Source organism: Streptomyces eurythermus (genome assembly GCF_014649115.1).
GTDB lineage: Bacteria > Actinomycetota > Actinomycetes > Streptomycetales > Streptomycetaceae > Streptomyces > Streptomyces eurythermus.
Window position 1 is genome coordinate 16,391 of sequence record NZ_BMSK01000028.1, and the last position, 14,609, is coordinate 30,999.

General features: G+C 73.8%; 12 protein-coding genes and 1 pseudogene. 8 read left to right on the forward strand and 5 right to left on the reverse strand.

Translation table 11 applies throughout. The features are described 5' to 3' along the window. Positions 1–100: 100 nt before the first annotated feature. Complete coding sequence (locus IE251_RS36175; RefSeq protein WP_189757182.1) at positions 101–2,230, reverse strand: hypothetical protein; 2,130 nt, start codon at positions 2,228–2,230, stop codon at positions 101–103. Positions 2,231–2,627: 397 nt separating this feature from the next. Then, positions 2,628–3,155, reverse strand: coding sequence for a hypothetical protein (locus IE251_RS36180; protein WP_030784623.1), 528 nt, complete (start codon positions 3,153–3,155; stop codon positions 2,628–2,630). 386 nt (positions 3,156–3,541) lie between these two features. Here IE251_RS36180 and IE251_RS36185 point away from each other — a divergent pair, with 386 nt between their 5' ends. Further along, positions 3,542–3,778: a DUF5133 domain-containing protein gene (locus tag IE251_RS36185; RefSeq protein WP_189757183.1), complete on the forward strand. Its 237-nt coding sequence runs from the start codon at positions 3,542–3,544 to the stop codon at positions 3,776–3,778. Positions 3,779–3,884: 106 nt separating this feature from the next. Next, positions 3,885–4,808, forward strand: a pseudogene (locus tag IE251_RS36190) (SGNH/GDSL hydrolase family protein); the annotation flags it as partial. A gap of 49 nt (positions 4,809–4,857) precedes the next feature. On the opposite strand, the gene pgm reads toward IE251_RS36190, so the two are convergent. Together pgm and proP are read right to left on the reverse strand one after the other, a co-directional pair. Further along, entirely contained in the window at positions 4,858–6,498 is a 1,641-nt protein-coding gene (gene pgm, locus IE251_RS36195) for a phosphoglucomutase (alpha-D-glucose-1,6-bisphosphate-dependent) (protein ID WP_189757184.1), read from the reverse strand. Between the two features lie 153 nt (positions 6,499–6,651). After that, a complete protein-coding gene (gene proP / locus IE251_RS36200) occupies positions 6,652–8,202 on the reverse strand; it encodes a glycine betaine/L-proline transporter ProP (protein WP_189757251.1) in 1,551 nt (516 codons plus the stop codon). Positions 8,203–8,438: 236 nt separating this feature from the next. On the opposite strand from proP, the gene IE251_RS36205 reads away from it, so the two are divergent. The 6 genes from IE251_RS36205 (at position 8,439) to IE251_RS36230 (ending at position 12,210) form a co-directional block, all read left to right on the forward strand. Then, the gene (locus IE251_RS36205; RefSeq protein ID WP_189757185.1) at positions 8,439–8,618 is read left to right on the forward strand and encodes a hypothetical protein; all 180 of its coding nucleotides are present in this window, start codon (positions 8,439–8,441) and stop codon (positions 8,616–8,618) included. A 127-nt stretch (positions 8,619–8,745) separates the two neighbouring features. Further along, a complete protein-coding gene (locus IE251_RS36210) occupies positions 8,746–9,231 on the forward strand; it encodes a cation:proton antiporter regulatory subunit (RefSeq protein WP_189757186.1) in 486 nt (161 codons plus the stop codon). A gap of 6 nt (positions 9,232–9,237) precedes the next feature. After that, a complete protein-coding gene (locus tag IE251_RS36215; RefSeq protein ID WP_229897081.1) occupies positions 9,238–10,575 on the forward strand; it encodes a cation:proton antiporter in 1,338 nt (445 codons plus the stop codon). Positions 10,576–10,632: 57 nt separating this feature from the next. After that, positions 10,633–11,256 (forward strand): DedA family protein, encoded by a 624-nt coding sequence (locus tag IE251_RS36220; protein ID WP_189757187.1) that lies wholly within the window; start codon positions 10,633–10,635, stop codon positions 11,254–11,256. Positions 11,257–11,339: 83 nt separating this feature from the next. After that, positions 11,340–11,516, forward strand: coding sequence for a CsbD family protein (locus IE251_RS36225; RefSeq protein WP_189757188.1), 177 nt, complete (start codon positions 11,340–11,342; stop codon positions 11,514–11,516). Positions 11,517–11,757: 241 nt separating this feature from the next. Then, on the forward strand, positions 11,758–12,210 hold the full coding sequence (locus IE251_RS36230) for an ATP-binding protein (protein ID WP_189757189.1): 453 nt from the start codon (positions 11,758–11,760) through the stop codon (positions 12,208–12,210). A 77-nt stretch (positions 12,211–12,287) separates the two neighbouring features. On the opposite strand, the gene IE251_RS41815 is transcribed toward IE251_RS36230, so the two are convergent. Then, the gene (locus IE251_RS41815) at positions 12,288–14,480 is read right to left on the reverse strand and encodes a thiamine pyrophosphate-binding protein (protein WP_268253359.1); all 2,193 of its coding nucleotides are present in this window, start codon (positions 14,478–14,480) and stop codon (positions 12,288–12,290) included. Between the last annotated feature and the right edge of the window lie 129 nt (positions 14,481–14,609).

A 14,609-nucleotide genomic window follows, 5' to 3' on the forward strand; every position in this document is an offset into this window, starting at 1 on the left:
GGTGTGGGGTGGTCGTGCGGTTCCGCCCGCCGGCGGGCGGGGCGGAGCGGGGCCCGTCCGCCCCGTGCGGGAGCGGACGGGCCCTGGGGTCGGTGCGCGTTCAGCTGTCCGGGGTGGAGGAGACCCGCTCGGTGACGCCCGCCGGGACCCGGGTGCGCGGGGCCGGGGAGGTGGTGGCGGCGGTGCCGTCCGGGTGCGCGGCGGGAGCGGCGGCGGCGGACGGCAGGGTGAAGGTCAGCGGGGTGCCCGAGGAGGCGGTCCAGCCGGAGACCGCGCCCGCGTACGGGGTGCCGTAGGCGCCGCTGCCGAGGGTGGTGCCGGTGGGGAGGGTCGCCGGGACGGCGGTGCCGGCCGGCCCCTGCACGGTGACGGTGGTGCCGACGCGGTAGGCGGTGACCCGGCCGGCCTGTACGGCGCTCTTCCAGGCGGCCCGGCGCTGGAGTTCGGCGCCGATGGCCTTCATCCGCAGGTTGACGACCGGGGTGTTGTCGGCGAACAGGGCGTCGTAGCCGTCGAGCACGCCGTTCAGGACCGGGTAGGCGATGCGGTCCTCGGCGAGGTTGGACTGGTGGATGAAGTGCGGCTTGGGGTCGTTGGACAGCACGTGGCCGAGGGCGATCCGGGTCTCCAGCGGCACGATGTGGTCGGTGTAGCCGGTGGCGGGGTCCAGCGGGGCCGGCAGGCAGGTGGTGGTGGCCGGGTTGTCCTCGCAGATGCCGCTGCCGCCCTGGGCCCGGCTGGTGTAGAGCCAGTTGTACTCGTCGACCTGCTCGGCCGCCCGGCCCGCGTTGTAGAAGACGTTCATCGGGTAGCGGGAGACGGTGGTGGCCGGGCCGACCTTGCGCTGTTCGGGGTCGCGGGAGTTGTCGGAGGCGAGCCACTTGACGCCCTCGACGGTGAGCGCGAGGCCCAGGTTGGGGTTGTCCTGCGGCTGCTGCGGCAGGATCTTCAGGCCGGAGTGCTCACCGGTGACCAGCTCCTCGGTGTCCAGCGGGAGTCCGGCGACCTGGCCCCAGGCGCGGTTGGTGGCGATCTCGTAGTCGATCGTGGCGAGGCTCACCCACTTGGTGCTGCCGTCGAAGTCGGTGGCGCAGGTCCAGGGCACGACGGTGACGTTCTGCTCGCAGCCGAGGAAGGCGTGCGTGTACGTGTGGTTGATCCAGCGGAACCTGTCCCGCTCGGCGATCAGCTTGTCGGCGAGCTGGTCGACGCCGTTGTTGTCCTCGCGCTGGTCGACGCTGCCGGCGCCGTTGTAGGCCAGGTCGAGGGTGAAGCGGTGGCTGTTCTGCCAGGCGATGGCCTGGTCGACGTCCGCCGGGGTCATCCGGATCGGGTTGGGGGTGCCCCCGCCGTTCGCGCAGTCGACGTCGCCGGGCGTGCAGTTCAGCTGGGTGTCCCAGCGGTCGTCGGCGGCGAACACGTCGTCCACGTGGACGGCGAAGTAGTTGCGGGAGGCGCCGAGGTGCACCCCGCCGGTCATCCACTCCACGATCCCGCGGGCCAGCAGCCGGAACTGCTGCTGGTACCGGTTGTAGACGAAGGTGACGACCAGTTCGCGCCGGCCGTCGTGCCGGTACTCGCCGACCAGCGAGCCCTGTTTCGTGGTGCCCGGCACGGGTGCCTGCACGTACGGGGTGAAGTCGGCGCCGGCGGCGGGGGCCGACAGATAGGCGTAACTCTCGCCGACCGTGGGTGAGTTGTCCTCGAACGGGACCGCGCCGTCGAGGTAGCCGAAGGGGCCGGCCTGCCCGGCGGCGGTGACCTGGGCGCGGACGCCGTCGACGCTGCCCGAGTAGCCGCCGGACGTGGGTACCTGGAGGCCGACCTGGGGCCGGGCGTAGGTGTAGGCGTCGACCTGGGGGATCGCATAGGTCTGTTCGTAGGCGGCGAGGGCGCTCATCTCGGCGCTGCCGGCCGCGAACGGGTTGTCGTTGGGCAGGACGACGGCCTGGTACTTGGCGCGCGGGCGGCCGTCGACGGTGTCGGCGAGGAAGGCCGCGTCGATGGTGGGCCGGTCGGCGCGGGTGAGATCGACCTTGGTGTACGGCGTCCCGGCGGTGTCGAGTTCGGCGGCTATGGCGTCGGTGGCCGGGCCCCCGTCGCTCACCACCAGGACTCTGAGGTCGATGCGGGCTGTGGTGGTGTCGGCCTGGGCCGGACCGGCCGGCAGGGCGAGCGCGCCGATGAGCGCGCCCACCGTCAGGGCGGTGGTGCGTATGGTCCGCTTCATTGCGGTGAAGTCCCCTCCCCGGACAGGGGTGAGCACGGCTCCCATGGAGCGGACGCACCCCCTCGCGCGACGCCGGCGTCCCCCTCAGAAGCCGGTCGTCGGCGCATCCGTCGCGTCACATGGTGATGTCTCTGTGGAGCTTTTGTGGTCGAGTTAAGAAAGATGACGGAAAAGCAACACATGTTGGTCGCCGACCAGGGCAACCGAATAGGTCTTTTTCCCGTCATGGCCGTGCGGTGGTACAGGACGCGGAGCGGACCCGGCTGGCTGGTCCGGCCGCCGTACGACGCACCGGCGGACCATGCGGTCCGCCGGGCGATGTGTCGCGGCGCGCCCCGTGGCGGGCTCGCGGCCGGGGCTGTTTCCAGTCACCGGCCCGCGGCCGCCATCGCGCCCGTCAGGCGCAGAGCACCCGGGTCTCGGGGGTGTAGACGGGTCCGCCGTTGGTGTTGCTGCTGTCGCTGAACTCGGCGTAGTAGTACGAGTAGAAGCCGATGTTGCCGTTGCAGCCGGAGTCGGCGGCGACCTGGAGGGTCAGCGTGACGGTCCGGCTCTGGCCGGGCGGGATGGTGGAGCCGTAGTTCGCGCCGAGGTTGTTCGGGCCGGTGCCGGAGCACGGGGTGCTGCCGGCCGCGGTGGCCAGGCTGCAGCCGGTGAAGCTGTACTTCAGGTCCGGGCGCTGGGTGGTCAGCCAGGTCGGGTCGATGGTCTGGTACACGAACCAGACGTCGTAGGTCTTGTTGTTGGTGAGCGTCATCGACAGCTTCACCGTGCCGCCGGGGGTGGTGGTGGCGGAGTCGGTGGCGAAGGTGAGGGTGGTCGGCGCGGGGTCGGCGGCGCTCGCGCTGGGGGCCAGGCCGAAGACGGCGAGGAGGAAGGCGAGGACGGCGGTGAGACCGAGGCGTCTCGGCAGAGGTGATCGCATGGCCCGGGAGGCTAGGCACGGGCCGGGCGCGGCGTCTGCACCCGTGCACGGATCCGGAGCCGGATCGGCCGAAAGTGATCGCCATGTGAAGAAGTTGCGATGACACCGTGCCGACGCGTCTCCTTTCGCATCCGCGCACGCCGGGCGTGGTGGACGCGGGAGGAGAGCGGGCCGTGAGGGTGCGGTGACACACCGTACGCCGTTGGCGCGTACGCGCCGCCCGGCCGGCGACGGAACGGCGGCCGCCGCTTGTAAAGCGGACCCTTTCCGGCCACAGGGCGGTTTCCGGCCGTCGTGCGCGGCGCCGAGTGGGGCATGTCCGCGTCCCGTGGGGGTATCCGGCCTGCGAATTCGATCGTCCGGCGGATCATCAGGAGGCGAAGCGCATGCTCATGGCACACCCCGCGGTACTGGAGGACCTCATCGCCCAGTACGAGACCCTGTCCCTGCTCGGGGCCGAGGAGAGCACCCCCGAGGCCCGGCAGCGGCTCGCGGACATCTCCTACACGCTGTGCGTGGCCACCGGCACCCGGGATGTCGACATGGCCCTGATCGCCGCCCGCCACCGCCTGTCCGGGGCCCGCCCGGAGGACGACTCCCTGCTCCAGGCGTCCGGGGCCTGATCCGCCCCTCCCCCGAACCCGCCGCCTCCCGCTTCTGGTCGGCGGGACGCACCGGACGGTATACAGATCCGGTCGGACCGCGAGGGCGAGCACAGGGGGAGGGCGCATGGCGCGCGAGAGGCGACCGGCGGGGCGGCGCGCCGCCGTCGTGGCGGCGGTACTGGGCGCATGCGTCCTGGCCGCGGCCGGCACGGCACCACCGGCCGACGCGCACCCCGGCGGCCACACAGGCGCGCCCCCCGGCGGGCACGGCCGCGCGGCCGCCTATGTGGCGCTCGGCGACTCCTACACCTCCGGCCCCGGGATCCCGGCGCAGGTGGACGCCGGCTGCGCCCGCTCGGACCACAACTACCCCTCGCTCGTGGCCGCCGAGCGGCGCACGCGCGCGTTCACGGACGTCAGCTGCGGCGGGGCCACGACCGCCGAGATGTGGCGGGCGCAGGGCGCCAACCCGCCCCAGCTCGACGCGCTGGACCGGCACACCGGCCTGGTGACCGTGCAGATCGGCGGCAACGACGTCGGCTTCGGCCCCATCATCGGCACCTGCGCCCGGCTCGCCGCGCAGGACCCGGCGGGCAACCCCTGCGAGCGCGCCTACCGGGCGTCCGGGCACGACGAACTCGCCCTCGCCGTGCTGCGCACCGCGCCGAAGGTCGACCGGGTGCTGCGCGCGGTGCGCGCCCGCGCCCCGCACGCCCGGGTGCTCGTCGTCGGCTATCCCGCCCTGCTCCCCGACGACGGCAGCGGCTGCTTCCCGCAGGTCCCGTTCGCGGCCAAGGACTTCCCCTATCTTCGGGACACCGAGAAGCGGCTGAACCGGATGCTCCGGCTGGTGGCCGGGGTGAACCGGGCCGAGTACGTGGACACCTACGGCCCCACGGCCGGCCACGACATGTGCCGGGCGCCCGCGGACCGGTGGATCGAGCCGCTCCAGCCGGCCGCGCCCGCGGCGCCCGCGCACCCCAACGCCCGGGGCGAGGCGGCCATGGCGCAGGCCGTCCTCGGCCGGCTGGAGCGGGAGCGCGGGCGCGGCCGGCTGGAGCGGCCCCCGCCGGCCGGGAGCCGCCCCGCGGACCCGGTCAGCCGCCGAGCGCGCCCAGCACCACGGCCTGGGCCTCCTCCTGCACCCGGGCGAGGTGGTCCTGGCCGAGGAAGGACTCGGCGTACACCTTGTAGACGTCCTCGGTGCCCGAGGGCCGGGCGGCGAACCAGGCGTTCTCGGTGGTGACCTTGATGCCGCCGATCGCGGCGCCGTTGCCGGGCGCCTCGGTGAGCACGGCCGTGACCGGCTCCCCGGCCAGCGTGTCCGCGGTGACCTGGGCCGGTGACAACTTGCCGAGCAGCGCCTTCTGTTCGCGGGTGGCGGGCGCGTCGATGCGGGCGTAGGCGGGAGCGCCGAAGCGGTCGGTCAGACCGGCGTAGTGCTCCGAGGGCGTCTGGTCGGTGACCGCCGTGATCTCGGCGGCGAGCAGCGCCAGGATGATGCCGTCCTTGTCGGTGGTCCACACCGAGCCGTCCCGGCGCAGGAAGGACGCGCCGGCCGACTCCTCGCCGCCGAACCCGAGGTCGCCGCCGACGAGTCCGTCCACGAACCACTTGAACCCGACCGGCACCTCCACCAGGCGGCGGCCGAGGTCGGCGGCGACCCGGTCGATCATGGTGGAGGAGACCAGGGTCTTGCCGATGCCCGCGGCGGCCGGCCACTGCTCGCGGTGCCGGTAGAGGTAGGAGATGGCGACCGCGAGGTAGTGGTTGGGGTTCATCAGGCCCGCGTCCGGGGTGACGATGCCGTGCCGGTCGGCGTCGGCGTCGTTGCCGGTGGCGATGCGGAAGCGGTCGCGCTGCTCGATGAGGGAGGCCATCGCGTACGGCGAGGAGCAGTCCATGCGGATCTGGCCGTCCCAGTCCAGGGTCATGAACCGCCAGGTGGGGTCGGTGTGCGGGTTGACCACCGTCAGGTCGATGCCGTGCTGTTCGGCGATCCGGCCCCAGTAGGCGACGGAGGCACCGCCGAGCGGATCGGCGCCGATGCGCACCCCGGCCGCGCGGACGGCGTCCAGATCCAGCACGCTGGGCAGATCGCCGACGTAGGTGCCGAGGAAGTCGTAGCGGCCGGTGGTGTCCGCGGCGAGCGCGCGGGCGTACGGCAGCCGGCGCACGTCCTTCAGGCCGCCCGCGATGATCTGGTTGGCGCGGTCCTGGATCCAGGAGGTGGCGTCGGAGGCGGCCGGGCCGCCGCTCGGCGGGTTGTACTTGAAGCCGCCGTCGGCGGGCGGGTTGTGCGAGGGGGTGACCACCACGCCGTCGGCCAGGCCCGAGGTGCGGCCCCGGTTGTACGTCAGGATCGCGTGCGAGACGGCGGGGGTGGGCGTGTAGCCGTCCGCGTCGTCGATGAGCACGCTCACCTCGTTGGCGGCGAAGACCTCCAGCGCGGTGGCCTTCGCCGGCTCGGACAGGGCGTGCGTGTCGGCGCCCAGGAAGAGCGGGCCGTCCGTGCCCTGGGCGGCACGGTATTCGCAGATGGCCTGGCTGGTGGCGGCGATGTGGTCCTCGTTGAAGGCGCTCGCCAGGGACGAGCCTCGGTGCCCCGAGGTGCCGAACGCCACCCGCTGTGCCGGGTCCGCCGGGTCGGGGTGCAGCGTGTAGTACGCCGTGACCAGCCGGGCCACGTCGACAAGGTCCTCGGGACGGGCCGGCCGGCCGGCTCGTTCGTGCGGCATGAGTACCGTTCCTCCGCATCGGTGGGTCGTTCGCTCACCCGCCATCTTTCCTCGTGGCGGGCGCGCCGGGCGAGTGCGCCCCACCAGGCGGGATGCCGCGCCGTGGTGAGGACGAGTTCGGCGCCCCGGAGCAGGGTGGTGGGCGCGGGCCCGTCAGCTCCTGCGCGCCTTCTCCTGTTCCCGCGCGAAGGCGTACAGCTCCTTGGAGGTGGCGATGAGTTCGCGCCGCTCCTCCCTCGACCCGACCATCGGCTGCGAGCCCTTGAGCGGCACCTGGGCGCTCTCCGGCAGGAACCGCACGGTGAGCAGGCCGATGGCGCCGGCCAGCATCAGGTAGTAGGCGGGCATGAGGTCGTCGCCGCTCAGCTCGACCAGCGCGGCGGTGACCAGCGGGGTGGTGCCGCCGAACGCGGCGACCGCGAAGTTGAAGCCGATGCCCATGGCCGCGTAGCGCACGGCGGTCGGGAACAGCGCGGGCAGGGTGGCGGCGCTGGGCGCGGCGAAGCAGGCCAGCAGCGTGGCCAGGATCAGCACCCCGGCGATCGGCGGCCAGGTGCCGTCCGCCTTGATCAGCCAGAAGGACGGCACGGCGAGCACGATCATCGCGGCGGCGCCGACGGCGTAGAGCGGCCGCCGGCCCACCCGGTCGCTGAGCCGGCCGAGGAACGTGATCAGGATGACGATCCACACCATGCCGACGAGCACCAGCAGGTCGGCGGAGCCGCTGGAGCGGTGCAGGGTCTCGGTCTGATAGGTCGGCAGATAGCCGGTGACCATGTAATTGGTGACGTTGTACAGCAGCACCAGGCCCATGCAGACGAGCAGGGCCCGCCAGTGGTTGCGGACGATGTCCTTGAACTCGCTGCCGGCCGACTCCTGCGCCAGGGCCTTCTCGTGTTCGTCCAGCTGCTGCTGGAAGGCCGGGGACTCCTCCAGCTTCATCCGCATGTAGAGACCGATCACACCGAGCGGCCCGGCGATGAGGAACGGCACGCGCCAGCCCCAGGACAGCATCTGGTCGTCGGTCAGGGCCAGGTTCAGCGCGGTGACCAGGGCCGACCCGAGGGCGTAACCGGCGAAGGTGCCGAAGTCGAGCCAGCTGGAGAGGAAGCCGCGCCGGCGGTCCGGGGAGTACTCGGCGACGAAGGTGGTGGCCCCGCCGTACTCGCCGCCGGTGGAGAAGCCCTGGACCATGCGGGCCAGCAGGAGCAGCACGGGCGCGGCGATGCCGAGGGTGGCGTAACCGGGGATGAGGCCGATGGCGAAGGTGCCCGCGGCCATCATGATCATGGTGGTGGCGAGCACCTTCTGGCGGCCGATCCGGTCGCCGAGCGGCCCGAAGACCAGTCCGCCGAGGGGGCGTACGACGAAGGCGGCGGCGAAGGTCGCGAACGAGGAGATGACCTGGGCGGCCGGGGAGGCGCCGGGGAAGAACACCTTGCCGATGGTGGCGGCGAGGTAGCTGTAGACGCCGAAGTCGAACCACTCCATGCAGTTGCCGAGCGCGGAGGCGCCGACCGCGCGCCGCAGCAGCGGCGGCTCGACCACCTGGACGTCGTCGGCGCGGAAGGCCCGCCGGTTGCGCCGCAGCCTGCGGCTCAGCTCCTCGCGGACCTGGTGCGGCAGCCGGGCCACGGCCCTCGGCACCCGCGCCCCGCTCCGCGCACTCCCCTCCCCGCCAGGCCTGGCCTCCCCGCCGGGCATGGACTCCCCGCCGGACTTCTCACCGCTCATGAGCGCGCCTCCTTCCGCTCGCCGTCTTGATCACCGCCTGCCCCTCTCGCCGGGCCGGAAACGGAACCGTTCCCCCCGGTCTCGGCGGCGGGGAATATGACGCACGCCACAGACGTAAGGAAAAAGTAGGACATAATGGAGGTCACCGGACGACGTTGTCAGCCCGACCTTCGCGCGACCCGCGACCCCAAGGAGCCGTTCCCCGCATGGCGCACGGAGCCCACCGCAGCCCCCTTCTGCCGCCCCACCCCGACCTGGCCCTCGCCCGTGACTGTGAGCAGTGCCTCGGCTGGGGCACCGTCGTCACCCGCGACGGACACCACGAGCTGTGCCACACCTGCCAGCCGGGCCCCGCCGAGGGAGCGGCCGGCAGCCCCTGCCCCTAGCCCCGGCTCCCTGCCCCTGACCTCGTCCCAGCCCCCTCGCCCCGCCCCGCCCGGAAGGATCACCTTCCGGATAGGCTCGGGTAACGATTTCCCCAAGAAACATTCAAGGCCGAGGCAGGGGGCTGCCATGAGCACCGCACGCACCAGCAGGACACCGTTGCCGGGCATCGGCGTCCGGTACGACCTGACGACCCGCGAACACCGCCATCTGTCGGTGGTCGCCCACCGGGACGGTTCGCGCACCCTGAGCGCCTACCGGAACGACGACCCCGACGCCTGCGCGCTGTCGGTCCGGCTCACCGGACAGGAGGCGGAGGCCCTGGTGGACGTCCTGAAGCCGACCCACCACAGCCCCACCCTGCTGTCCACCACGGAACTGGGCCTGGTGGCCGAACGGATCGAGCTGTCCGGGACCTCCCACTGGAACGGACGGCTGCTCGGCGACACCCGGATGCGCACGGAGACCGGCGTGTCGATCGTGGCCGTCCTGCGCCGCGCCGAGGCGATCCCCTCCCCCGGCCCCGGCTTCCGGCTGGCCGGCGGGGACACGCTGATCGTCATCGGCACCCGCGAGGGTGTGGACGCCGCCGCCGCCATACTCGGCCGGGAGTGAGCGCCGATGCATTCCTCCGCGGTCTTCCTGATCGAGTTCGGCGCGATCATCCTCGGCCTCGGGCTGCTCGGCCGGCTCGCCGCCCGCCTGCGGTTCTCGCCCATCCCGCTGTATCTGCTGGCCGGGCTGGCCTTCGGTGAGGGCGGGCTGCTGCCGCTCGGCACCAGCGAGGAGTTCGTGGCCATCGGCGCCGAGATCGGTGTCGTCCTGCTGCTGCTGATGCTCGGCCTCGAATACACCGCCGGCGATCTGGTCTCCAACCTGAAGACCCAGTACCCGGCCGGAATCGTCGACGCCACCCTCAACGCCCTGCCCGGCGCCGCCATGGCCCTGCTGCTGGGCTGGGGCCCGATCGCCGCCGTCGTCCTGGCCGGCATCACCTGGATCTCCTCCTCCGGGGTCATCGCCAAGGTCCTCGGCGACCTGGGCCGGATCGGCAACCGGGAGACCCCGGTGATCCTCAGCATCCTGGTGCTGGAGGACCTGTCCATGGCGGTCTACCTGCCCGTCGTCACCGCCCTGCTGGCCGGGACCGGCATCGCCGCGGGCAGCGTCACGCTGGCCATCGCGCTCGGTGTGGCGAGCGTGGTGCTGCTGGTGGCCGTGCGCTACGGCCGGCACATCTCCCGCTTCGTCTCCACCGACGACCCCGAGAAGCTGCTGCTGGTGGTGCTCGGCCTGACCCTGGTGGTGGCCGGGGTCGCCCAGCAGCTCCAGGTCTCGGCGGCGGTCGGCGCGTTCCTGGTCGGCATCGCCCTGTCCGGCGAGGTCGCCGAGGGCGCGCACAACCTGCTGGCACCGCTGCGGGACCTGTTCGCGGCGGTGTTCTTCGTCTTCTTCGGCCTGCACACCGATCCGGCGAGCATTCCGCCGGTGCTGCTGCCCGCGCTCGCCCTGGCCGCCGTCACCACCCTCACCAAGATCGCCACCGGCTGGTGGGCGGCCCGCCGCGCGGGGATCTCCGGCCGGGGCCGCTGGCGGGCCGGGGGCACCCTGGTGGCCCGCGGCGAGTTCTCCATCGTCATCGCGGGACTCGCGGTCACCTCCGGCATCGACTCCGACCTCGGCCCGCTGGCCACCGCCTATGTGCTGATCCTGGTCGTCCTCGGCCCGCTCACCGCCCGGTACACCGAGCCGCTCGCCCTCCGGCTGACCGGCAGCCTGGGCCGCACGCGCCCGGCTCCGGAGCCGGAGGCCGGACCCGGAGCCGAGCCCGGGGCCGAGGCAGGTCCCGGGGCCGGGGCAGGGTCCGAAGGGGAGCCCGGACCCGGCGCGGAGGCCCAGGCCGGGGGCGGTCCGGAGCCCGTCGCCCCGGACCAGGAGACACCGGTCAGCCGGTCCTGAGCGCCACCGGTCAGCCGGTCCCGGGCACCGTCGCGGCGCCGACGTACGGTGGAGAGCATGTCGTCACCTCCCCTCCCGGGACCGCTGGCCCACCTCGAACCGCTGCTCGGCCACTACGGCTACTGGGCCGTGGGGGCCGTGGTCTTCGTGGAGGACTTCGGGGTCCCCGCGCCCGGCGAGACGATCCTCCTCGCGGCGGGCGTGTACGCGGGCGCGGGGCGGCTGAACGTGGTGGCCGTGGCGCTCATCGCGTTCGCCGCGGCCGTCGCCGGGGACAACGTCGGCTATCTGATCGGCCGGGTCGGCGGACGGGCCTTCGTACACCGGTGGGGGCGGTACGTCTTCCTCACCCCGAAGCGGTTCGAGGCCGCCGAGGGATTTTTCACCCGGCACGGCGGCAAGATCGTGACCGTGGCCCGGTTCGTGGAGGGCCTGCGCCAGGCCAACGGCATCATCGCGGGCACGACCGGCATGCGCTGGCGCCGCTTCCTCGCCTTCAACGCCCTCGGCGCGGCCCTGTGGGTCGGCCTGTGGACCACCCTGGCCTATCTGGCCGGCAGCCACATCACCGCGATCTACGACGAGATCCGGCGCTACCAGCTGTACGTCGTCCTCGCCGTCGCCGTCGTGATCGCGGGGTTCGTCGTACGCCACCTCGTGCGGCGGCGCCGCGCCCGCTGATCCGCCGCCGGGTTTGGACGCCGGTGCAGCGGCAATCCGGAGGGGGACCACAGACCGCGTCCTACGTTGGGAAGTGACACACGATGGCCGGCAACCAGAAGGCGAAGGCCAAGGCGGAGCAGGCCAAGGGCAAGGCGAAGGAGGCCCTGGGCCGCGCCGTCGGCAACGAGAGCATGGAGGCCGAGGGCCGCGCGCAGGGCGCCAAGGGAGACGCCCGGCAGAGCAAGGAGAAGGCGAAGGACGTCTTCAAGAAGCACTGAGAAGACGGCTCCGACCACCGAGGTGTGTGCCGGTCCGGCAGCCGAGCGGGCCCGGGAGTTCCAGCGCGAGCGGAACTCCCGGGCCCGCTCTGCGCACCGGACCGGGGCGTTCCTGCCCATCCGGGGGATTCCTCGCAAACGTCCCCTTGACCCGCCGCCCAGCGGGTAGCCGAGCAGGGACGGCACGGCACCCCTGTGCACAGGAAGGGCCCCTGACCCCAGAGGAAAAGGGCAACGAGGTATGGACATCCCGCTCAGGACCCACGCGACGACCACACGGGACCGCCCGGCGGTCCTGCGGTACAGCCGCACCTGGGACGCCGGCGTCTCCAGCATCGCCGAGGCCAGAGACGCCGTCGCCGACCTGCTCGCGCGGGCGCGGCCGGCTCCCGAACGGCGTTCGGTGCAGGATGCCCAGCTGGTCGTCAGCGAACTCGTCACCAACGCGGCCAAGCACGCGCCCGGCCCCTGCGCGCTGGGCCTGGAGGTGCTGCCGGGCGCGCGGGCGCTGCGCGTCATCGTCACGGACACCTCCCGGGAGCCGCCGCGCAGGCGTCCCCCCGACCCCCGCCGGGTCGGCGGCCACGGTCTGCACCTGGTGGCCATGCTCGCCCGCGACCTGGAGGTGACCTGGCCGGCCCACGGCAAGCGGGTCACGGTGACCGTACCGCTGACCCCGCGAGCGACCGGCTGACCGACGGCACCCCGCCCATCCGCCGCCGGCCGAGGTCACCGTCCACCCGCGCGACAGCCGCCTCCCCGTCGGCGGGGTCAGCCGGCCGACCCCATGAGTCCGCGCACGGCCTTCCGGCGGGGCCTGTGGGTGCCCGGCCCGGCCGCCCAGTCCGGCGGTGTCTCACCGTCCACCACGAACTCCAGGAGCAGCGGCCCGCGCCCGCCCAGCGCTTCGTCCCAGGCGGAGCCCACCTGCCGGGGCCGGTCGCAGCGTACGGCGGGCAGCCCGGCCAGCCTCGCCCATCGCGCGTACGGCAGCGCGGGGACCTCGGCGGAGAGCGGGATCAGCGGGTCGCCCGCGGCGGCCCGGCGCTGCCAGGTGAGCCGGTTCAGGTCGCCGTTGTTGAAGACGCAGAACACCAACGGGGGCAGTCCCGCCAGCCGGTCCAAGTGGCGCCGGACGGTGATCAGCTCGTTCAGGCCGCCGCCTTGCAGCGCGCCGTCGCCGACGAGGGCGATCACCGGCCGGTCGGGGGCGGCGAATCTGGCGGCCACGGCGTACGGGACGGCCGCGCCGGGCAGCGCGAGGTGGCCCGAGAGCAGCGAGCGCATGCCGGTCCGGAGCCGGAGGTGGCGGGTCCACCAGTCCAGCGCGGTGCCGGAGTCGGTGGTGACGACGGCGCGTTCCGGCAGCCGCGCGGACAGCTCGGCGACGACCGACCGTGGGTTGACCGACGTACCGAAGTAGCGGCGGGCCCGGGTCTCCCCCGCCGCCCGCCACGCCCGTACCGTGCGCTCCACCCGGACGGCCCAGGCGCGGTCGGCGCCTCCGCGCAGCAGCGGGAGCAGCGCTTCGAGGCAGGCCGTCACGTCGCCGTTCACCCGGACGGCGGAAGCCTCAGGAGCAAGCGGGCAGTCCTCCGGGTTCCGGTCCACGGTGACGATCCGGCACCGGCCGGGAGCCGGCAGCAGGGCGGGATCCAGGTCCTCGGCGCCGACGAGGAGCAGCGTGCCGCAGTCCCGCAGCAGGGCCGCGGCGGCCTCGCTGCCGAGCGGGCCCGCCACACCGGCGAGATACGGCAGGTCGTCCGGCAGCGCGTCCCGGGCCAGGGCGGTGGTGGCGACCCCGGCGCCGAGCAGCCGGGCCGCCCTGGCCGCCTGCCCGGCCGCCGCGCGGCCCGCGTTGCCGAGCACGACGACGGCCCGGCCACCGCCGCCGAGCACCTCGGCCGCACGGCGGAGACCGGCGACGCCGGCGGGCCCCGCCGGAGCCGGCCCGGGCCGGATATCGCGGGAACCGGAGGCACCGGCCGGGCTGAAGGAACCGGAGGAGCCGACGGCACCGGACGGCCCGACGGAACCGGAGGGGTCGGAGGGACCGAACGGACCGGAGGGGTCGGAGGGGCCGAACGGACCGGAGGAGCCGGGCGAACCCGAGGAAGCCAACAGACCGGAGGAGCCGGAGGAACCCACGGAGCCGGACGGCTCGGAGGAACCCGGCGAACCCGAGGAACCCGAGAGCCCGGAGGAACCGGAGGAACCCACGGAACCGGACGGGTCGGAGGAGCCCGGCGAACCAGAGGAACCCGACAGACCGGAGGAACCGGAAGGACCCACGGAACCCGACAGGCCGGGGGAACCCGGTGACCCCCAGGAACCGGACAGCCCCGAGGAGCCGGACGGCCCCCGGTAACCGGGCAGACCGGAGGAACCCGGCCGCCCGGAGAAGTCGTACGGCCCCGAGGAGCCCGACCGCTCGGAGAAGTCCGAGGGCCGGGACGGGCCGGACAGGGCGGGCGGGGCCGGGGCCGCCAGGGTCTCGCGGGGCAGGATCAGGCTCGCCACGCCCCGGTCGCCGAGCGCGGCCCGCACCGCCCGGTCGAGGGCGTCACCGGCCGGCTCCGGCCCGGACACCTGCTCGCAGTACACGCAGACCTCCGCCAGATGGCGCACGGCCGGGCCGCCCCCGCGCCGGGGCACCGGGTCCGCGCCCACCAGGGCCAGCACCGGCGCGCGGTCGGCCGCCGCGTCGTACAGCCCGGCCAGCAGCCGCAGCACGCCCGCCCCCGGCGGGGCGAGACAACAGCCCGGCCGGCCGGTGAGCTTGGCCTCGGCGCAGGCCATGAGCGCGGCGGACTCCTCGCCCCGCGCCTGGATGAACTCCGGGACCCCGGGGCCACCGCCGAGGGCCCGCACGAGCGGGTCGACGGCCAGTCCCGGCACGCCGTACACCCGGCCCACGCCCGCGTCCCGCAGCCGGGCGGCGAGTCTGTCGGACACCTTCACCACGGCGACCTCCCTGAGCCCCGGCGGCCACTGGTCCGGGCCACCGGGTAGCCGCGCGCCGAACGCGGCAAACGGGCCGGGAGGACCACCGGACGCCACAACGGACCCGCCCGACCCGGCGGACCCGGCCGA